General features: G+C 51.3%; 18 protein-coding genes. 11 read left to right on the forward strand and 7 right to left on the reverse strand.

Going from position 1 to position 19,216, the window contains the following annotated elements; translation table 11 throughout:
* Positions 1–180: 180 nt before the first annotated feature.
* The 5 genes from LC431_RS14205 to LC431_RS14225 all read left to right on the forward strand — a co-directional run bounded on the left by LC431_RS14205 (position 181) and on the right by LC431_RS14225 (position 4,403).
* A complete protein-coding gene (locus LC431_RS14205; RefSeq protein WP_121019847.1) occupies positions 181–1,140 on the forward strand; it encodes a 3-oxoacyl-[acyl-carrier-protein] synthase III C-terminal domain-containing protein in 960 nt (319 codons plus the stop codon).
* Positions 1,115–1,375 (forward strand): acyl carrier protein, encoded by a 261-nt coding sequence (locus tag LC431_RS14210; RefSeq protein ID WP_013577969.1) that lies wholly within the window; start codon positions 1,115–1,117, stop codon positions 1,373–1,375. Before LC431_RS14205 ends, LC431_RS14210 begins: the two co-directional genes overlap by 26 nt.
* Positions 1,376–1,439: 64 nt before the next feature.
* A complete protein-coding gene (locus tag LC431_RS14215) occupies positions 1,440–2,009 on the forward strand; it encodes a hypothetical protein (RefSeq protein WP_223510010.1) in 570 nt (189 codons plus the stop codon).
* On the forward strand, positions 2,006–3,358 hold the full coding sequence (locus tag LC431_RS14220; protein WP_119262380.1) for an MATE family efflux transporter: 1,353 nt from the start codon (positions 2,006–2,008) through the stop codon (positions 3,356–3,358). The genes LC431_RS14215 and LC431_RS14220 overlap by 4 nt, the downstream gene beginning before the upstream one ends.
* Positions 3,348–4,403, forward strand: coding sequence for an alpha/beta fold hydrolase (locus tag LC431_RS14225; RefSeq protein ID WP_013577966.1), 1,056 nt, complete (start codon positions 3,348–3,350; stop codon positions 4,401–4,403). The genes LC431_RS14220 and LC431_RS14225 overlap by 11 nt, the downstream gene beginning before the upstream one ends.
* A gap of 3 nt (positions 4,404–4,406) precedes the next feature.
* Here LC431_RS14225 and LC431_RS14230 read toward each other — a convergent pair whose 3' ends face one another.
* The gene (locus tag LC431_RS14230) at positions 4,407–4,952 is read right to left on the reverse strand and encodes a helix-turn-helix transcriptional regulator (protein ID WP_013577965.1); all 546 of its coding nucleotides are present in this window, start codon (positions 4,950–4,952) and stop codon (positions 4,407–4,409) included.
* 430 nt (positions 4,953–5,382) lie between these two features.
* On the opposite strand from LC431_RS14230, the gene LC431_RS14235 reads away from it, so the two are divergent.
* The 6 genes from LC431_RS14235 to LC431_RS14260 are packed head-to-tail and all read left to right on the forward strand — an operon-like array spanning position 5,383 to position 13,251.
* The gene (locus LC431_RS14235) at positions 5,383–6,633 is read left to right on the forward strand and encodes an efflux RND transporter periplasmic adaptor subunit (RefSeq protein WP_121019845.1); all 1,251 of its coding nucleotides are present in this window, start codon (positions 5,383–5,385) and stop codon (positions 6,631–6,633) included.
* 58 nt (positions 6,634–6,691) lie between these two features.
* Complete coding sequence (locus tag LC431_RS14240) at positions 6,692–7,408, forward strand: ABC transporter ATP-binding protein (protein WP_037033254.1); 717 nt, start codon at positions 6,692–6,694, stop codon at positions 7,406–7,408.
* A gap of 1 nt (position 7,409) precedes the next feature.
* A complete protein-coding gene (locus tag LC431_RS14245) occupies positions 7,410–9,839 on the forward strand; it encodes an ABC transporter permease (RefSeq protein WP_013577962.1) in 2,430 nt (809 codons plus the stop codon).
* Between the two features lie 47 nt (positions 9,840–9,886).
* The gene (locus LC431_RS14250; protein ID WP_013577961.1) at positions 9,887–11,299 is read left to right on the forward strand and encodes a sigma-54 dependent transcriptional regulator; all 1,413 of its coding nucleotides are present in this window, start codon (positions 9,887–9,889) and stop codon (positions 11,297–11,299) included.
* Positions 11,292–12,605: a PAS domain-containing sensor histidine kinase gene (locus tag LC431_RS14255; RefSeq protein ID WP_119262382.1), complete on the forward strand. Its 1,314-nt coding sequence runs from the start codon at positions 11,292–11,294 to the stop codon at positions 12,603–12,605. The genes LC431_RS14250 and LC431_RS14255 overlap by 8 nt, the downstream gene beginning before the upstream one ends.
* Positions 12,562–13,251: a 4'-phosphopantetheinyl transferase superfamily protein gene (locus LC431_RS14260; RefSeq protein ID WP_037033177.1), complete on the forward strand. Its 690-nt coding sequence runs from the start codon at positions 12,562–12,564 to the stop codon at positions 13,249–13,251. The genes LC431_RS14255 and LC431_RS14260 overlap by 44 nt, the downstream gene beginning before the upstream one ends.
* Before the next feature lie 9 nt (positions 13,252–13,260).
* On the opposite strand, the gene LC431_RS14265 is transcribed toward LC431_RS14260, so the two are convergent.
* From LC431_RS14265 to LC431_RS14290, 6 genes are read right to left on the reverse strand one after another with little or no spacing between them, the layout of a single operon-like run.
* On the reverse strand, positions 13,261–13,917 hold the full coding sequence (locus tag LC431_RS14265) for a GIN domain-containing protein (RefSeq protein WP_013577958.1): 657 nt from the start codon (positions 13,915–13,917) through the stop codon (positions 13,261–13,263).
* Positions 13,918–13,932: 15 nt separating this feature from the next.
* The gene (locus LC431_RS14270; RefSeq protein ID WP_112151491.1) at positions 13,933–14,988 is read right to left on the reverse strand and encodes a MupA/Atu3671 family FMN-dependent luciferase-like monooxygenase; all 1,056 of its coding nucleotides are present in this window, start codon (positions 14,986–14,988) and stop codon (positions 13,933–13,935) included.
* Entirely contained in the window at positions 14,972–16,288 is a 1,317-nt protein-coding gene (locus LC431_RS14275; protein WP_131637371.1) for a cytochrome P450, read from the reverse strand. The genes LC431_RS14270 and LC431_RS14275 overlap by 17 nt, the downstream gene beginning before the upstream one ends.
* A complete protein-coding gene (locus tag LC431_RS14280) occupies positions 16,281–17,225 on the reverse strand; it encodes a 3-oxoacyl-ACP synthase (protein WP_168444316.1) in 945 nt (314 codons plus the stop codon). The genes LC431_RS14275 and LC431_RS14280 overlap by 8 nt, the downstream gene beginning before the upstream one ends.
* Complete coding sequence (locus LC431_RS14285; protein ID WP_153376329.1) at positions 17,222–18,073, reverse strand: hypothetical protein; 852 nt, start codon at positions 18,071–18,073, stop codon at positions 17,222–17,224. The genes LC431_RS14280 and LC431_RS14285 overlap by 4 nt, the downstream gene beginning before the upstream one ends.
* Positions 18,060–19,190, reverse strand: a complete 1,131-nt coding sequence (locus tag LC431_RS14290) for an acyl-CoA dehydrogenase family protein (RefSeq protein ID WP_223510012.1) — start codon at positions 19,188–19,190, stop codon at positions 18,060–18,062. The genes LC431_RS14285 and LC431_RS14290 overlap by 14 nt, the downstream gene beginning before the upstream one ends.
* Between the last annotated feature and the right edge of the window lie 26 nt (positions 19,191–19,216).

Genomic DNA, 19,216 nt, shown 5'->3' on the forward strand with positions numbered 1-19,216 from the left:
AGCTCCGTTTGTACGCTGTTCTTTCCGATTTTCCCTCCTGAACACTCATAACATTCCATTTTTGGGATTCAAAAATGGGAATTCCTGCCCTTTAAGCAATTGCAGGCAAAAAAGACGTTTTTTTTCTGGGATTATGGACTGCGTTTATAATAACTCTAAAATAATTCCCTGTGAGAATATATGTTGCCACTTAATGATTTATGCTGGTTGCCTGGTCGTATCTCTTTAAGGCCATTAAGTACGCTTGAATCATCTCATAATTTAAAAACAGGCGCGCGTAAGGTACTTGAACGTTATTACTCTCTGCACACAGTGGGAATGTTCTCTGGTAGCCATACAGAAATGTTACACGAAACCCTTTCAACTCTGGTGAATGAAAATCTGAATGTCGCTAAGGGGCGGGGATATTTGGTCTATGCAAAAACGCAAACGCATAATACTTTTTTTGATGACTGCTGGCTTGATGAGATAGCGGCCCGTTGTGGAATCGGGCATTGGGAAAAATTAACAATTAGTCTCAATCATTGCGCATCGGCTTTGTCGGCGATTCATTTATTAAAGAACCGGGTAATAAAAAGCCAGTTACCGATGATCCTCATCACCGGTGAAAAGGCTTTCCACTGTGATATTAATAAGCTTGATAATAGTGTTATGGCGGAAATTCCTGCTGCCATGCTCCTCAATGCGGGGCATTCACCGTGGCAAATCAAGCAAACCGCCGTGCGGCATCTGTCTTCATTTTATAATAATCACAGAGAATTTCCGGCTGCCCGACGGCGGGAACTTTTCTCCTCACTCGAACAAGATTATTATGATTTCTATCTTTACGTACTGGATAAGTTTAGCCTTACGATTGACCATATAGATGCGATTGTTCCGGGTAATATAGATTTACCCATGCTCAGGAGAATTGCCGATAAACTGAACTTCAAGGGCGAGCTTTTTACTGAGCATATATCAGGATATGGACACGCTTATTGCTCCGATATTTTATTTAACTTGTCTTCTTTATTAAAGAGCTTTGAAGGAAAAAGAATTCTCTGTGTTGCTATGGGGATGGGGATAACGATGTCCTGTATCCTGATTGAAAAAAATGAAAATAATGAGGTAAACCATGTCACAACTTCTGTCAGCCGTTAATGATGCATTAAATGATGTCATGTCTGCAAAAATCAACATCACGCCGGAAACGGATTTTAATGAAGATTTGGATCTCGATTCAGTATTATTTGTACAGTTCTTATTAACGCTGGAAGAAAAGATCCCCGGCCTGATGTTTGAACCTGATCAAATCAACCAGGATGCATTCACCACTGTCGGGAAACTTATTCAATGGATTGAACAGCACCTGCAACTGGAGAGCTCTGATGTGTGAAGCAGAGTTTACCCGACTTTACTTTTTGTTCAGGGACCATGAGCCGGCAGAAGCCTTCCGGCAGATGCGGCAGAAATGGGCCAACCCGGCCAGCGGCGTATTTTGCGGCGGGTATCAGATTCTGGCAGCAGAAGGTGAAACCTGCGCGGAGCAGCACGCTGAGTCTGATCGTATTCTGGCGTCACTCGGGATTGCTTTGCAGCATACCGGCACAGAAACCATCACTGATGATCCGATCCCGCTGATGGCTTCTTTTGCGGCGCGCCTGGGGCTCCTGAGCCAGATCCTGGCGATGAGCTGGAAGCACTTATCCGCGCGAAAAAGTTTTGGCATAAAAACCACCCGACATCAGTTAGTGAAGGCGGATTTTGCCGATCTGAGCAACCAGACAGATTTACTTTTGCTCCAGTGGCAGATGCGCATTACGGCGCAGGACTACGCTGACCCGGAAGCGGATCACTGGCAGATTACGGAGCTAACCAACCGGGCAGAAAAACTGATGGGCGGGCATGGCTATTTATCAGGCTCGACGCACAGCCTTTCTTACCTGTCGATGATGATTTACAGCCTGTACGGGAAGGTCGCAGACGCTGCCATAACCGTGTTGCCAGCACGTCAGGAGCGTAGAGTATGAATACTTCACCTGAGATGACGTTGCTACGGCGTAACAGCCTGAGCAAAGATATCGCGGACCTGCTGAAGTTAGCCTGGCCGATGATCGTGGTGGCCATTGCCGTCTCATTTTCGCAAAACATTCAGACCGCGATTCTGGGGCACGGGAAAGAAACCAGTTCAATTTATTTGCTTTCGATGCTCCAGCCGTTCAGTTTCTTATTCCTGGCTATTCTGGAATGCCTGGCTATCACCAATCAGGTTTTCAGCGCCCGTTCGCTGAATATGTGGTCCCGCCAAAAGGTACTGGCGGCGACCTCCCTGCTGGCGACACTGGGCATCGTGATTGTGGCGCTGCTGAGCGGCGTGACGGCGCTTTGCGCTCCTCTTTTGCAAACCCTGTTGCCGGTCGCCGGCAATGCATTTTATTCCTCGGCATTACCGCTCTATTTCCTTTCCATGCTGCCGTTTATTCAGCTTGAGATGTGTAACAGCGCATTGCGCGGGCAGGGGAAAAGCGCGCTAAGCATGCTGTTAGTCATCGCGTATATCGTGCTGAATGCGTTGATCTGCTACACCGGCTATCAGGTTTATGGATTAGGCTTCAATTCGATTATTATTTCCAACGCCCTGGCTTCTGCTCTGCTTATCCCGGTCGCGCTTTGGCTGGTACGGCGTACCGGTCGCCATGCGGAAGATGACCGCCCCGGCGCATTTATTCCGCGTCTCAGCGGGCTTTTGCTTCAGGTGGGGATGCCCATTTTTGCCTCGTTAGTGGTACTGTTTTTCAGTTCTCTGCTGATATTCCCGTTAATCGGCACCCTGGGTGAGCAATATGTCGCTGGTTTTCTGATTGTGACCAAGATTCGGATGTTTATCGTCATCCCCGCCGTGGCCTGCGGATCCGCGCTGGCGATATTAATTAACCAGCGGCTGGCCATCAGCAGCGGAGAAGAATTAAAACGATTACTGCACCGTGGGTTAGCCTTTATTTGCATTATTTATCTTCTGCTGACCTCCGGCATCTATTTCACCGAAGTGAGTCTGATAAAAATTCTGTCCGGTGACCGAATAATTCAGGATGTCAGCAGCCAGATTTTACTGATTCTGTTACCGACGTTTTTCATGACGTCTTTTGTTGCCTCGCTTCAGGCATTGCTGGAACAATTAGAACAGGCCCGGCGGGTATTGGTATTAACCGTTATCATCGAATTGCTGACTGTCATCACCTTGCTGGTGGGATGGGATAAGTTCTCGCAACTGCAAAGTATTATGAATCTGATCATTGTCTTTAATGTGGTGTACTTTATCGCGTTCGGCAGAGAATACTGGCGGCTGGCCAATAAAATAGGAAGTGAGAATGTTTTATAGCTTCTTTTATCCCGTCCTGTTGTTTTTATCGCTGGTTCACCAAAATTATCTGCGGGTTTTGGTCATTATGCGATTGCGTCCGACGTTACTGATGAAAGCCAAAATAAGGCCTGCGACGCATTATACCCGGGCATGCAAATTAATCAGTTTATTCGACTTATATTCCCTGCATGCCATGTCTTCCTATCTTTCTGCGTTATACGCGTTGCGTCTTTTCGAAAAGACCCGCCCTTTACCCTATAAGCAGGGGGAAATCATGCTGCTCAGTCGCTGCGTGCAGGAGGAGCTTTATTGGCGCAAATCTTTTGTTAAGGTCTTCATTTATCCGCAAGCGGATCCCCAGGCAGAAAAAGTGTTGCTTCTTCACGGGTGGGATGGCCGGAGTATAATGTTACGGCAGATGGCGCAGCGGTTGCAGGAAAAAGGCTATACGGTTTTTGCGCCTGACCTGCCCGCACATGGTATTTCTCCCGGAAAAAAAGTGTCTTTCTATGATCTGTCGCGGGCCGTTATGGAGATGGAAAAGCATTACGGGCACTTCTCTGTGATCATTGGTCATTCGACCGGCGGATTAATTGGCTGCATGGCCGCGCTACAGGGACTGCTTTTTAAACGGATGATTTTAATCGGCAGTCCGTGCAGTTACGGGAAAATGATGGACAGATATGTGCGCAATAATAAACTGCCCAGGCGCATTGCCGTATCGATGAAAAAGCTTTATCAGCGCCGCTATGGTGTCCATCCTGATGTTATTGGTCCCGAGCTTATCGGTTCAATAACGCAACCTGTCATGATATTGCATGATAAGAATGATCTCAGTATTGAGCTGGATGAGGCCGAAATACTGAGCCATTCATTGAAGAAAAGTGAATTAATCGTTACAGAGGGAAAGGGCCACAACGGCGCATTACGTGACCCTGTTGTTTTCAATTATATTTCAAACTTTCTGAGGGATACTTTGCATGAGGATTTTTCATCTTTCCATGAACCAAAACTGATATTGCGTGTAGAGAATAATAAAAAATGGCATAAGAAATCTTATTAATAATTATAAGAAGTGCAGGTTGCTGATTAACATACTTCTTGAAAAGTTGTTTCTCTGGATGCCGAAAATGAAATCATAATCTGATGATTCTTTTTTTATTTCCGGGCGTGTTGTCCTGATGACATTCTGTTTGAATTTGAGCGGAGACTCGTTATAGGTCTTGCTGAAACTTCGGGAAAAATGCGGCAGCGACGAAAATCCACAAGCATAGCTGATATCTGTCAAAGACCACTCAGGGGCTAAATGGATAAATTCCCTGGCCAGCGCCAGCCGGACCTTCCACATCCACTTTATAGGCGTGACATCATAGAAATGTTTGAATATGCGGCAAATATCAAAGCGGGTTTTACCACATATCTTTTCCAGATCTTCAAGTGTGATCTCGTCAGAAATATTCTCCAGCATATAATTAATAATCTTAACAATACATAATGCTTTGTCTGTATGAGCGTGCTTGCCATAGATAGTCAAATGACGATTATCGAGATCCTCGGTTATTTTCTGTGTGAAAAGACTTTTTTCAGCGTTCGATAGTTTGCGTTCCCACATACACACCCCTTCTGCGTAATTAATGAGTGATGAACAAATTTTTAAAATTGGAATACCGTCCCCGCTATTCTCTAAGCAATTACTATGCCATGTTTTTATTTTTTTCAACTTATTGTTTATAATGGATATTATTATTCTTTCCTGTTATGTAAATAGTAAAATCCCATTTTCGAAACACACTAATTAACTTGCCAGATTTAATATCCCAATATTGGGAATGCATGATATGCGTGGGGTTTCGCAGGCAAAAGAGGGTAATCAGGGCATGCCGTCCCGATTTTCGTTCCATTAATGAGATAGAAAATGATTAAGGGAAAAGGTGTAATTGGCGACTTTTTAAAAAACACATAAAAATCAGTTGGTTAATTAAATTTTAAAGGTTGGCACGATTTGTGCTCATCGGTAAGGAGTTATCAGAAAAGGTATTATTATGGACATATCAATCCCGCAACCCGGGAATAAATTCATACTGAAGCGATACCGCAAATTTATTGTTGCGGGCGCACTCTTTTTAGCCACGCTGGCGGCAATCTATAATTACCGTTTTTCGCCTTATCAGATCTCCCGCGGGAGTATCGCGGTCGGGCAGGTTCAATATGGCAGTTTCTCGGTTGAAGTGCGGGGTAACGGGGTACTGCTACCGCGTGATATCAATTGGGTTGCGGCCAATGTTGATGCCCGCGTGGAAGAGGTCATTTACAAACCTGGCATGAAGGTGAATAAAGGCCAGTTATTGGTCAGAATGAGTAACCCGACGCTGGAACAAAAATTACAGGAAAACCGGCTCGAGCTGGATGCCCGCCGGGCTGAGACTGACGCCACTAACGCAGAATTACAAAATAAAATTCTGAGTCAGGAAGCCTTGGTATTGGATGCGAAAAGCCGGTTACTCAGCTCTACGATGCGGCTTGCTGCGCAAAAGAAATATATTGCGGCAGTGCCGATGCTGGAATACGAAACGACCCGTATTAATACTGAACAATATCGTCAGCAAGTTGTGCTTGAGGAAAAACGATTAAAAACACTCAAGCTGAGCATTGATGCTGATATCAAAGCCAGTGCGATGCGCCTTAACAAACTGGAATCTTTGGTGCTGCTGAGCCAGCAGGAAGTCGATTCGCTGAATGTTACCTCACCGATTGAAGGCATTTTGCAGGATGTGAAAGTCCAGGTCGGCCAGCGGGTCACCACCGGCACCAGTATTGCCCGTCTGGCGAAAGAAAAGGAACTTTATGCTGAACTCAAAGTGCCGGAATTACAGTCCCGTGATCTTGCCGTCGGGCAGCAGGTTACCATTAACACCGGACGCAGCCAGTTCACCGGGGTATTGTCACGGGTGGATCCTGCGGTGACCAATGGCACCGTTAAAGTGGATGTGACATTCAATCAACCACTGCCGCAGGAAGCCCGTCCTGATCTGAGCGTTGATGGTTTAATCGCAGTGACAAAAATTAATGATTCCCTGTACGTTGAGCGGCCACCGTTTGCCCAGAATAATTTACCTTCGATGCTTTACCGGCTCGATGAAAAGGAACGCTTTGCCACCAAAATGAAGGTCAACTTTGGTCAGGGATCTGCGGATTATATTCAGGTGACCAGTGGACTGCGTGCGGGAGATAAAATTATTCTCAGTGACGGCAGCGCCTGGCAAGGGGCAGATCAAATTGAGATTACTAAATAATGCCGGCTCACCTGCAAAAGACGCCAGCTTACAGGACAATGCGATGGAGATGAAAATGATGGAATCACTGGTAGAACTCACTGACGTGAATAAGATTTTTTTGACCGATGAAATTGAGACACACGCCCTGAGCAAGATCACGCTCAGCATTTCCAAAGGGGAATACGTGGCGATTTCCGGGCCTTCAGGCTGTGGTAAATCAACGCTGCTTTCGATTTTGGGTCTGCTCGATGTGGCCTCTACCGGGACCTATCAGCTGGCCGGGCACAACGTGGAAAATATTTCTAAAAAGCAGCGTGCCCTGGTGAGAAATCGTGATATCGGCTTTATCTTTCAGTCATTTAATCTCATCAGCGATTTAACCATTGAGGAAAATGTCTCCCTGCCACTGACTTACCGCAAGGATATTTCTAAAACTGAACGGCAGCAGAGAGTGGCGGAAGCCTTAGACAAGGTCAATATGTCCCACCGGGGACGCCATTATCCCTCGCAGCTTTCCGGCGGACAGCAGCAGCGCGTGGCCGTCGCACGGGCTATCGTGGGCAATCCCTCCATCATTCTGGCGGATGAACCGACCGGTAACCTGGACTCCCACAATGCCGAGGCGGTGCTGAATATTCTCGATAAGTTACATCAGGAGGGCGCCACGATCTGCATCGTCACCCATGATCCTCGTTCAGCCGAGCGGGCGCAGCGCAGCATCGTGCTTTCTGACGGGCAGGTCGTCGGAGACGGACATGTGGCACGGGAACTGACCCTGATAAAGGAAGCATAAAATGCTTTTTGATATCCGATATGCCTTACGCCTGTTACTCAAAAGCCCGTCATTTACCTTTATCACCGTGCTCATCATGTCCTGCGGTCTGGCACTGACGCTTTATATGTTTTCAGTCATTAACACCATCATGTTTACGCCGCTTCCTTATCCGGACGGGAAAAACATGGTGTTAGTAAACCCGACGGTCAACGGCGTCAGTCTGAGTGACTCTGGGGTCAACTTCCTGGACTACCAGGAAATTAAGGCCCGCAATACCACGCTCAATGACGTGGGTTATTTTTATGCTGAACGTGCCGATATCAGTGACGGCACCAAAGCGGTTTCCTATATGGCGATCCGCAATACGCCGGAGATGTTTTCTTATACTGGCATCCAGCCTTATCGTGGCAGGGTGCTGAACAGTGAAGATGTCCAGCCTGGCGCGACACCGGTTGCCGTTATCAGCTATGGCATGTGGCAAAACTACTTTGCTGCCGATGCGCAACTCATTGGCAGAGATGTCCTGATCAATGGGATACACACGCGCATTGTGGGCATCATGCCCGCCAATTTTGCCTTTCCTTTCTTTCATGATCTCTGGCTGCCTTCTAAGCTGGATCCTGCACAGTATCTGGTCCGCAAAGGTGCGCCGGAAGTATCCGTTTATGCGCGCCTGAAACCCGGTGTTCCGCTCGCCGATGCTGACGGTGACCTCGCTCAGGTGATGCAGTCGCTGGCCTCTGAGTATCCTGAAAGCAATAAAGGGCTGTCGGCGCAGGTACTGACATTCCAGGAAAATTTCATGGGTGAGGAGACCATGCCGATCTTCATCGTCATGCTTTTTGCCGTGGCTTTTGTGCTGGTGCTGGCGTGTTGCAATGTCGGCAACTTATTGCTGGCAAGAACCACAGAGCGTTCAAAAGAAATCGCTATCCGCGTTGCTCTGGGCTCACCTTCCGGTCGTCTGGTCATGCAAATGATGTGGGAAAGCTTATTTATTTGCGCCTTCTCGGGCATCATCGCCGTTCTGCTCGCCGCCTGGGGACTCGAGATCACCAATACGTTACTGCCGACGTTTGTACCGAACAAAATTCCGTTCTGGTGGCATTTGTCACTCGATAACGTCATGATCCTCAATGCGTTAGTGCTGGTCATCATGACGGCTGTCGTTACCAGTGCATTGCCTGCGTGGAAAATCACCCACGGTAATTTCAACGATGTTTTGCGTGATGGAACGCGGGGCGCGCAAAGTCGCGGGGCAGGCAGGGTGTCCCGTATTCTGGTGACGTTTGAAGTCGGATTATCCTGTTCCATTTTATGCATCAGTGCGCTGCTGGCGCTGCTGGTTTACCAGGCGACCCGTGCCGATTACGGGGTGGCGACGCAGGGCTATCTCACCGGTCAGATTAACCTCAATGCCAACCAGTATCCTGATGATGCGAGCCGGATCCTGTTCTATCAGCGCCTGCAATCGTCCCTCAGCGGGATCCCCGGTGTTGAAAAAACGGCCATCACCACCAGTGCCGTCGGACAATTTACCGTACCCCGTCAGGTGGATATCGATTCGTCTACCAACAACAGCAAAGACCGCTGGTCTTATCCTCTGGTCAATGATGTCCAGGTGATGCCGGGAAGCCTGACGGCAATGGGGATCACGCCGGTGGCCGGAAGGGAGTTTGCCAGCAGTGATACGCAGGACTCACAGCCCGTGGTGGTGGTCAGCCAGTCGTTTGCGGAGCAGTTCTGGCCCGGTGAGCGGGATGTCATCGGTAAACGCCTGCGTTTTCGTGATACGGATGATCAGCGCTGGTTCACGGTTATCGGTGTGGTGCCTAACGTCATTCATGGCCGGCCTTTCAGCGCGTTCCGCCAGCGGGTCACGGTTTACCGCTCGCTGGCGCAAATACCCGCGGCGTCATTAACGCTGGTGCTCAGGGCTCAGAATCCTGATACGTTAGGGCCTGCGCTCATGAATGCGGTTCGCCAGATTGACAGCACGCTCTCCGTTAATCAGGTGCAAACGTTGAATCAACGTCTGGCCAGGAATACCGCCGGGCTGCATTTCATTGCCAACCTCTTTATGTTGTTTGGTCTGGTCGCGGTCATTCTGGCGGCCACCGGTATTTATGCCGTGATGCGCAATGTGATCAATCAACGTATTCAGGAGATCGGGGTGCGTATGGCGATGGGGGCAACGGAAGGCGTTCTGTTACGGATGCTGATGCTTCAGGGCAGTAAGCAATTATTCATTGGACTGATTATCGGGTTGCCTTTGGCCTTCTTTGTCGCACCCAAGTTGACGCGTATATTGGGCAACGGGCATACCTCCTTTGCACTGCTCTTTTGGGGTGTCGCCGTCATGATTTCTTTAATTGTGGCGTTAGCGGTCTGGTTGCCTTCCCGACGCGCCATTCGGATGTCGCCTGCGGACGCCATTCGCTATGAATAATCTGTCGCCGTGCCTGACGGGTGCGGCGGCACAAGCCGGATGCTTTAATGAACGAAAAAAAACGTATTCTTGTCATTGATGATGACGCGGGCATTCTGACCAGCCTCGACATGCTGCTCCGTATGGAAGGGTATGACGTGACGCTGGAAACGCAGGCCAACCGTTTATTGTCACATTTGTCCGCAAAGCCCTTTGATCTGGTACTGATGGACATGAACTTCCAGAAAGACACCACGTCGGGTCTGGAAGGTTTGCAACTGCTGGATGAGTTAAAAAAATTTGATGACTGTCTGCCCGCCGTGGCCATGACGGGATGGGGAAGTGTTGACATCATCGTCAGCGCCATGCGGGCCGGTGCGGCGGATTTTATTCAAAAACCCTGGGATAACGAACGCCTGTTAAGCATTGTTCAGCAACAGATTGCACTGAGCCAGGCGAGACGCTCCGGGAATTGCCTGCGAGAAGAAAACAAGCTGCTGAAAATGGCGCTTGAAGATGACATGGGCAATGAATGGGTTGTCCGCTCTCAGGCCATGAAGCAGTTAATCAACGTGGTGGAAACCGTGGCTGCCACGGATACCAGCATCCTGATTCTGGGTGAAAATGGCACCGGCAAAAGCCTGCTCGCCCGCTATATCCATCAGCTCTCATCCCGCCGTGAGCACAGCATTGTTGAAGTTAACATGGGGTGCATCAATGAGCAGTTGTTTGAAAGTGAAATGTTCGGGCACGTAAAAGGCGCGTTTACCGATGCGCGGGAAAATCGCATCGGACGCTTTGAACTGGCCGATAAAGGCACATTATTCCTCGATGAAATTGGCAATTTGCCCTTGTCCCAGCAGGTAAAATTACTGCGTGTCCTGGAAGAACGGCAGTTTGAACGCGTGGGTTCATCACGGACGCAAACCACACAGTGCCGCATCATTGCGGCCACCAACACGGATCTTGAAAAAGCCGTGACTGAAGGGCGGTTCCGGCAGGATTTGCTCTACCGGCTGAATGTTATTCAAATTCCGTTACCGCCGCTACGTGAACGGCAGGAAGATATTGAGCCGCTGGCCGAACGTTTTCTGCAACGTTTTGCCCGCAAATACAGTAAACCTAAACCGGTATTATCGGCGATGGCGCGACAGGGGCTGCATGAATATTCATGGCCGGGGAATATCCGCGAACTGAGCCATTTGCTGGAACGCGGCGTATTGCTTTGCCGCAATAATACGATCGACCTGGCAGATCTTTGCCTGCCGCTGCCTGTGAAGGGGCAAAACAGCGGTCATGAGCCCCAGCAAAAACCGGTAACGCAACTTGAGACGGGCACGCTGGCAGAAGTGGAAGAAACTGTGCTCTTACAGCGCCTGCGTCACTATGACGGGAATGCAGTGAAAGCGGCAGAATCGTTAGGGCTGAGTCGCAGCGCTTTTTACCGACGACTGGATAAATTAAAAATCTGTCATGAGTAAACTTTTTCGATCCTTTGAGTCACGTCATTTAATACTGTGCAGTTTGTCCCCGCTGGGGGGCGTTGTTGCCTATCTGCTGCTGTGGTTTTTCCCACAGCAGTCTCTCTACCTGAAATTTCTCACGCTCTTTATTCTGTGCGTCACGTTAGTGTATTTTTCCTATCACTTTTTCCAGCAACTTCTCTACAAAATCAATGTGATTTCTAACCTGTTAGAAGCCGTTGAGCAGGAAGATTTTAGCCTTCGCGGTGTGACCAGCGGGGAAGGGGTGTTTGAAGGGGTCATTGAACAGATCAACGCCATTTCGGGTCAGTTATCCCGCCACCGCCAGCAGCAAAGAGAAATGGATTTTCTGCTGCAAAAAGTGATTTCTAATATCACGGTGGCGATTTTCGCGATTGACGGCAATAACCGGCTGATGTGGTGTAATGATGCGGCCTCGCGGATGCTGGGCACATCGCTGGAAAAGCTGATTGGCGAAAAATGCAGTCACTGGCAACTTGATACGTTGTTGCAAAATGCCAACCGGGAGCATCCGGTGGAGTCCAGTCATGCAGGGCGTCCGGGGCGTTATAAAGTGTCCAGTGACACCTATATGGTGGACGGGATCCAAAACGTGTTGCTGTTTGTCAGTGATGTTGACGACATGCTGCGTAAGGAAGAACAAAAAGCCTGGCAAAACCTGCTGCGGGTGATCAGTCATGAAATAAACAATTCTCTTAGCCCGATTGCTTCCATCAGCCAGATGCTCCAGCAGCATTATCGCCGCCATACAGAAAACCTGCCGGAGGGCTTTGCGGAAGGCATCGATCTGATCAACCGCCGGGCCAAAGAACTTATCGCCTTTATCAGCAGTTACCGCCAGCTCAGTAAACTCGCCCCCCCCGTCAAAGCACCGCTTGATTTTGCCGCCCTGATTGCGGAGCTGCCGCTGTTGTTTGCGCACCGTAAAATTACCCTGAAAGGCCCGGCGCCGCTGAGTGTAAATGTCGACCGGGTGCAACTCCATCAGTTGCTTATCAACCTGATTAAGAATGCCGATGAGGCGATGAGCGATACCACGGCGCCGGTGTGTATTGAATGGTCAGAAGAAAAAGGCTGTCTGTTTGTGACCATTCTTGACCAGGGTGTCGGGCTGACCAATCCCAAAAATCTGTTTGTTCCTTTCTATACCACCAAACCCAACGGCAGTGGCATCGGGCTGATTTTGTGCCGGCAAATCGCTGAAAGTCATGGCGGGTATCTGTCTCTGGAGAATCGCCATGATCGAACCGGTTGCCGCGTTACCCTCAATCTCCCACTGTGATCCCCTGCCTGAACTGAAGGCAGGAGAGGGGCTTTGCCTGCTCCGTCACTTTGAGGCGTCGCTGTCAGGGCAACTGCTGCGACAGCAGGCGCAGTGCTGGCTGCGTCAGGTATTGTCGGGCTACTTATCAGTGACCGATGAACAGCTAAGTATCGCAAGAACGCCTCAGGGTAAGCCCTGGCTCCCTGATTTCCCGGGATTGCGTTTCAACTTATCCCACAGCGGAACTTCGGCGGCGATTGTGCTGTGTCGCGGGGCAGAGGTCGGGGTGGATTTGGAAAAAGTCAGCGGGAACGTTGAGGCGAAAAAAGCCATCGCCCGCCGGTTTTTCAACCCTGATGAACAGCACTGGCTGGCAGAAGATGAGGCGCATTACCTGTTGCGTTTTACCCGACTGTGGAGTGTGAAGGAAGCGTGGCTCAAAGTCAGGGGAACCGGCCTTACGCAGTCGCTCGCCGGTTTTTGTGCCATCCCGCAGCACAGTGGCATCGCGCACGTATTCGATGAGCGTAAAGAAGAGATCGGCCTGTTACATCACCGGCTGATTGAAAACGACGGGGTGTATTGTCTGGCGTATGGCGCCTGTGCTCCGCTGAAAGACCTGCCGGTCAGATGGCAGGTCTGTATTTTTCAGGCGGACAGTTAATCAGGCGCGTTAAGCACAGCCAGAAGTGGAAATCTCGCTGGCAAATGAGCTGGCAGAACCGGTATCCACCTGAGCAGAGGCGCTGACGGAAACACGAGCGCCTGCCGCAAGCGTGCCCTGAATTTTGGGGATATGACACAGTGAGGATTCCGCGCCCATGCTCATGCGCACGTTAGCCGATTCCGCCGTAAAATTCTGAGGCTTCTTGTTAAAACTCCCGCCCATGGCCAGATCCAGATTCAGTTCAGCCGTTTTGCCTTCAGCCCGGATATCCGTGCCCATACTGCCGGAAACGGCCAGTGTTTTCGGATCCACCGCACAGGCCGGTGCGGCTATTTTAACACCCGCTTTTCCGGCCAGACTGTTCAGCGGGCCGCTGGTATACAGGGTGATATCCAGCGTGTGCGAGATAAAGCGATCATTTTCAGCGGCATCATTGACCAGCAGTAAAGCGTGATTGTCATGGGTGACTTTCAATTTATTCAGCGTGTCTTGCGAACCGGAGACCACCATAGATGGCGTTGCGGCACACTTAATGGTGAGATTAATGCCCTGTCTGGCTTCTACTGCGCTAAAGGCTTCCAGGGGGAATGTTTTTTCTGCGGCGAGGGCAGAAGTGCTGGTGACACAGGCGAGCAGGGTAAGCGCCAGGGTGATTTTTTTCATCATAGTTCCTTGATTTCATAACAATGTAGCAAGTGTCCGAAGCGTTTCTTCCACACTTGATTGAGGCATTCCAAAATCCATCAGGCACGCAACTTCATCGATTCCTTCCTGCCTGAGACGGGCAAGCTGATCTGCGCATTCTTGTGCAGAGCCAAATAAACCGCAGTGGTTGAGATATTTCTCTACTCCCCATTTCAGTGTGTAGGCTTGCTTCTTCTCATTTTGCTCCGCATCGGCGACCCGTGGTTGACTGAGATTGTCGGAAAGCGCCATAAATGCCTGCAGATAACCGGTAAGTGCCGGTTTAAGCCGTGGCAACAGCGTTTTTCGTGCTGCTCCGGCCTGCGTGTGCAGCATTAATGTGATGGTGCCTTCTGCGGGATCAAAACCCGCCTGACGGCGTGCGAGGCGATACGCCGCGCAGTTTTCCACCAGTTGCTCGCGGGTCTGCGAAACCAGATGGGTGAGCACATTCAGCCCGCGTTTTCCGGCCTCAGTAAATAAATCGGGATTACTGCCGGTGGTCAGCCAGACGGGGATCTCTGTCTGAAAAGGTGCAGGCCAGGTTTTCAGGCTAACCGGTTCGGGTTGCGCAGGCAGCGAAAGCTCGTGGCGTGTGACGGATTCACCGCGCCACAGCGCCTGAACCTGCGCCAGTGAGGAAAAAAGAACCTGTTGTCTCTGGCGGTAATTCTCAGCCCTGAGCACAAAATCATTACGCTGCCAGCCGCTGGCAAACGCCACGCCAGCGCGGCCATGAGACAGGTTATCGACGATGGCCCATTCTTCGGCAACCCGCAGAGGATCATGTAACGGCAGCACCACGCTGCCTGCCCGGATACCGATACGTTGCGTGCAGGCCGCCAGCGCCGCGCTGACCACCGAAGGATTAGCAAACATGCCGCCAAAGGTATGGAAATGCCGCTCGGGCGTCCAGATAGCATGAAAATTCAGCGTATCTGCCAGCCGTGCGGTACTTAATAATTGTTCATATTTATCAGCAAAGTTGTCTCTGGCCACATCGGCGAAGCAGAACAGGCTCAGCGCCGGGATCTCACGGGATGTGGTCATGCTGTTCAGCCTTGTTTGTGGACGTGAGAATGAAAGACAGGTCACCGCGCGGGATGACATTAAGCGCAAAAAGCGGGGTGAGGGCGGCAGGTGACGTCGAAGGGGCGAGCGAAAACTGAAAATGTTCGCACAGTGTCGCAACCGCCGTGGTCAGCTGGTCGAGAGCCAGAGTCATGCCCACACAGTTTCGTTTTCCGACGCTAAAGGGTAAAAAATGCTCCGGCGCAATTTTCTCTTCACCCAGAAACCGTTCCGGCCTGAAGCAAAGCGGTTCTGCCCAGCAGGCGGCATGACGGTGAATCAGCCAGGGGGAGAATAAAACCCGCGTGCCCGCCGTAATCACCACGTCATCCACCACGATATTTTCTGCCACCCGGCGCTCAAAAAACGCTGTCACCGGCGTCAGACGGAGCGATTCCCGGACAATGGCTGAGGCCATGTTTCGTTTGCCCTGAGCCGCTTCCTCACGCACGCAGTGCTGATAGTTCAGGTGCTGCGAAAGATGTGTCAGCGTCCATAGCAAGGCAATACCCGTGTTATCGACGCTGGCGGCAAGATTGCCCAGCAGAAGACTGATCACTCTCTCACGCGCTTCGGGGTGCGCGCCGGGACTGAGCGCCTGACAAAGACGTTCCAGCATCGTGGTATTGCCGCCCCTGGCGTCATCCAGCAACGGGCCAAGCAGGGACTCAGCCTCCAGCCGGAAGGCGACCAGTGCCGGATGCCTGCACAGTGCCTCATAATCCGCGTCCGGTGCGGCGATAATCAGTTGCAGATAGATATCACGGAAATGGCCAATCAGCGTATTCAGTTGGGCCAGACTGATCTCCCGGCCAAAAAATCCTTCCGCCACACACATCAGCGCCCAGTGCAGGCAGATTTCACGCAATGAGGTCTGCTGCGGATCCTGCAGAATATCCAGCAGCCAGCGGGCGGAGAGGTCGGTGCTTTGTTTCAGCAACGGGGATTTAGGGTTCACCAGCGGTGTGGTGAGTTTCCTCGCCAGCCGCCATTCCTCGCCTTCTTTGGATGTCGTCAGTGACTGGCCCAGCAAGATGCGTCCGATAGTTGAGGCTGAGGAAAGATGTTCAAATTCCTTCACGAACTGGCTTTCCTGCTCAATCAGCAACCGGACATGGCGGGCGCCGGCAAGCAGCAGCACTGCATTGTCTTTTTCACCAATCCAGACTTTATCTCCGTGCTGACGACAGGCCATTTCGGCGATTTTAAGAAAACCGAGCCGGGCAAACTGCGAGGAAGGCGGGATGAAAAAAGGGATGGCTTGCGCGTTATCAGGCATCCTGAGGCTCCGCAAATGTGTCTGAAGTGATTATGGCGCTGCCCACCCAACCGCCGAGCCCGACAGAAAGTAAAATGGCTGGCTGGCCGGTTTCGGCTGGCGGGTGGGTATCGAGCAGTAAGAGAGGATCGGTGGTGTAACAATGTCCGCATTGCCCGATGAGATCGGTGGCGATCCGCTGATGGGCGCGATCAGGATGCCGCCGCCAGGTTTGCCAGCTCAGGCGGTTAATGTTGTGAGGCAATAACCATGCGTCCTTCCGCTGTTCAGCCGGATACTGACGCAGCGCCATGTCGATCAGAGCGTCATGAGACTGATAAAAACGCTTAATATCTTCCCGGCTGCCGTCGAGGCCCTGCCAGAATGCGGGATGATGAAAACAGTGAATGCCGGACACCCTGCGCTCACCGCCGCCCGGTCTCAGTAAGGCACACACAAAGGCATCACCGATTAATGTGCAGCCGGGAACATAGCGCTCTGCCAGGCTGAAATCTGCCAGCGTGTCGCCTGCCAGCAGAGCCACACACTGATATTTTCCCTGCTCAAGCATGCGCTCAGCCATCAGCAGACCCCAGAATAACGTGGCGCAGTTTTGCTGATTGAGGGTGATGAGATGTGCGTCAGGGGCAATAAAATCAAAACGTTGACGCAGCAACGCTAAATCAACCCGTTGCCGTCGTGAACGGGCAGGCAGCCCCTGTACCAAAATAATCGCATCGATTTTTTCAGCCTGCGTTAACTGTACGGCGGTTTGCTGCAACAGCGATTCAAACGTCGCGGCGGCACTTTCGTCTTCAGCCAGCGTTGATGCTTCCTGAAAACCGAAAAGATGCCGGAAGGTCCGGGCTTCGCTGGGGTTCGCGCCGCGATGGGCGAGGATCGCGTCAAGCGATATCCGTGTGACAGGAATACAGGTTTTCAGCGCAAAAATATTCATCTCAGGTTCTCTGCTGCCGCCAGACCGCACAGGCTTATCCGTCCGTTGTGTTCACTCATCAGCAGATAATCACGTCCGGGCTGCCAGTTTTGACCCAGGGCGACAAAAGGCGCCGCGCAAAGTAAACGGGGATTGACCGCCAGTGACGTAAAGCCTTCCGGTAAACTGGCGAGACAATTTTGAGGGCCGATCAGCGTTAACCGTTCGCGGGTAAAACCGAAATGCTCAACGGACTGCAAGATGGCCTCGCTAAAATCTGCGGACGTTTTCAGACGCTGATACCCCAGATAACGTAATCCGCGCTGTTGCGTATTGACCAGACAGAGGCAGGCATTGTTTTCCGGTTGCAGGCGCGCCATCAGCGGTGAAAAGTACATCAGGCTTTTTTGTTCGGCGATCAGTAACAATCCGTCTTCCGCTTTCCCTTGCAGGCAGTCGCTGAGGCCATCAAGGGCGAACAACGCCGCATCCGGCCCGCGATCGCTGATTGCCAGCGCCAGACAGTCGGTGAGGCCGAGCTGATGTATGGCTAAATTCACCACAGAACTCCCCATGTGCAGGTCAGGCGTCCAGTGCGCCATCAGCACCGTTTTCACCCGCTGCGGCTGAACGACCGGGGCAAGATGTGGCAGCAACGTAGCGACCATATCGCTGAAGGCCGCCCGTTCATTGCTGGTGATCCAGGTATTAACCTGCTCGTTTTCCTGACTGAGCGGCTCACCGTTAGCGGCGAAAAAATGCTGAACATACGAACGCCAGTGCGGAATATCCGTTTCCCACTCCGGTTGAGGGACGTCGGTGTGATGAAACGACTGGCTGACAATATCGGCGGGATCAAGGTACAGCATGGCGTTGATCTCCCTGAATTTCAGGTGTGCGGAAGCTGTTAAGTAAGTGGATATTGCTGGTGCCTTCCATGTATTCAAAAGCAAAGCTGTCGCGGTAGCGCTTGCGCAGGAAAGTCTCTTCCAGCCAGTCTTCGGTGGCGAGCCAGTGGGGCAGATGGCTCGCCGTCTCTTCGGCCAGACGGGTAGCGCTTAATTTGAGGCGGCTGGTGCTGGCATATTGCTGCTGACCCGTACGGTAGCCTTCCGCCAGTGCGAGCATCTGCTGAAAGAGAACATGATATTTACGCCACTGGCAGGCGATCCAATGTTGCGCAGTTGCGGGTAATGGTCGGGTTTCCAGCGCTTTCAGCAGACCGTAAGTGGTGCCCAGCGCCATAGCCGCCACCATGGGACGGTGGCGCTCAAAGACCTTGCTCAGCGCATTAAGCCCCTGCTGCAATCCCCGGCGTTCATGCCCTAAAATATCGTCTTCTTTGACACTCAGATTGGTCATCGTCAGACGTGTCAGTGCCGCACCCGCTAACCCGAAGGTATCGAGCAGTTCACGCTGCAAAGGTCCGGTTCTGCCTTCGGGAAACACCATCACCAGCCGGTGGGTCTGTTCATAACGGGCAAATACCAGGCCCGCGCTGGCGCGCATCGCGCCGCCGACCAGCATCTTTTGCCCGTTCAGCCACCATCCCTGACTGTTTTGCGTGAGTTCGCAGGCAATTGCCGTGGCGTCGGAGCCAAACCCCGGCTCGGTGACGGCAAAAAATGTCCAGGCAGGGCTGTGTTCAAAGCAGGCGAAAAACCGCGCCTGTTGCTGTTCAGTGCCGAGCGTCAAAATAGCGCGGGTGCTAAGGGATGCACCGGGCAACATCATCATCGCGCTGGCATCTGCCCGGCTCAGATATTCGATGATCTGTAAGTGATGTGAGTAATCAACGTCAGAAAAGGTCGCCGTTTCCCAGGGATTAAAACGGGAGGGAATGCCGATACAGGCAATGCTCATCAGTTCGGGATGATCAAAACAGGCCAGCGCCTGATCCGGTTTATATTCCGAAATTTTGCCAGCCGTGGTGAGCAGTGCCTGGAGTTCATTCAGCTGCGGGTAGTATCGGGTAATATCAGCCATGAGGAGTTAACACATCACATAAAGAA

Source organism: Rahnella sp. GSA61A, from assembly GCF_019969905.1.
Classification (GTDB): Bacteria; Pseudomonadota; Gammaproteobacteria; order Enterobacterales; family Enterobacteriaceae; genus Rahnella; species Rahnella aceris.

Coding starts and splice junctions, on each gene's coding strand:
- LC431_RS14205 (WP_121019847.1), top strand. CDS start 181: ATGTTGCCACTTAATGATTTATGCTGGTTGCCTGGTCGTATCTCTTTA.
- LC431_RS14210 (WP_013577969.1), top strand. CDS start 1,115: ATGTCACAACTTCTGTCAGCCGTTAATGATGCATTAAATGATGTCATG.
- LC431_RS14215 (WP_223510010.1), top strand. CDS start 1,440: ATGCGGCAGAAATGGGCCAACCCGGCCAGCGGCGTATTTTGCGGCGGG.
- LC431_RS14220 (WP_119262380.1), top strand. CDS start 2,006: ATGAATACTTCACCTGAGATGACGTTGCTACGGCGTAACAGCCTGAGC.
- LC431_RS14225 (WP_013577966.1), top strand. CDS start 3,348: ATGTTTTATAGCTTCTTTTATCCCGTCCTGTTGTTTTTATCGCTGGTT.
- LC431_RS14230 (WP_013577965.1), bottom strand. CDS start 4,952: ATGTGGGAACGCAAACTATCGAACGCTGAAAAAAGTCTTTTCACACAG.
- LC431_RS14235 (WP_121019845.1), top strand. CDS start 5,383: ATGGACATATCAATCCCGCAACCCGGGAATAAATTCATACTGAAGCGA.
- LC431_RS14240 (WP_037033254.1), top strand. CDS start 6,692: ATGGAATCACTGGTAGAACTCACTGACGTGAATAAGATTTTTTTGACC.
- LC431_RS14245 (WP_013577962.1), top strand. CDS start 7,410: ATGCTTTTTGATATCCGATATGCCTTACGCCTGTTACTCAAAAGCCCG.
- LC431_RS14250 (WP_013577961.1), top strand. CDS start 9,887: ATGAACGAAAAAAAACGTATTCTTGTCATTGATGATGACGCGGGCATT.
- LC431_RS14255 (WP_119262382.1), top strand. CDS start 11,292: ATGAGTAAACTTTTTCGATCCTTTGAGTCACGTCATTTAATACTGTGC.
- LC431_RS14260 (WP_037033177.1), top strand. CDS start 12,562: ATGATCGAACCGGTTGCCGCGTTACCCTCAATCTCCCACTGTGATCCC.
- LC431_RS14265 (WP_013577958.1), bottom strand. CDS start 13,917: ATGAAAAAAATCACCCTGGCGCTTACCCTGCTCGCCTGTGTCACCAGC.
- LC431_RS14270 (WP_112151491.1), bottom strand. CDS start 14,988: ATGACCACATCCCGTGAGATCCCGGCGCTGAGCCTGTTCTGCTTCGCC.
- LC431_RS14275 (WP_131637371.1), bottom strand. CDS start 16,288: ATGCCTGATAACGCGCAAGCCATCCCTTTTTTCATCCCGCCTTCCTCG.
- LC431_RS14280 (WP_168444316.1), bottom strand. CDS start 17,225: ATGAATATTTTTGCGCTGAAAACCTGTATTCCTGTCACACGGATATCG.
- LC431_RS14285 (WP_153376329.1), bottom strand. CDS start 18,073: ATGCTGTACCTTGATCCCGCCGATATTGTCAGCCAGTCGTTTCATCAC.
- LC431_RS14290 (WP_223510012.1), bottom strand. CDS start 19,190: ATGGCTGATATTACCCGATACTACCCGCAGCTGAATGAACTCCAGGCA.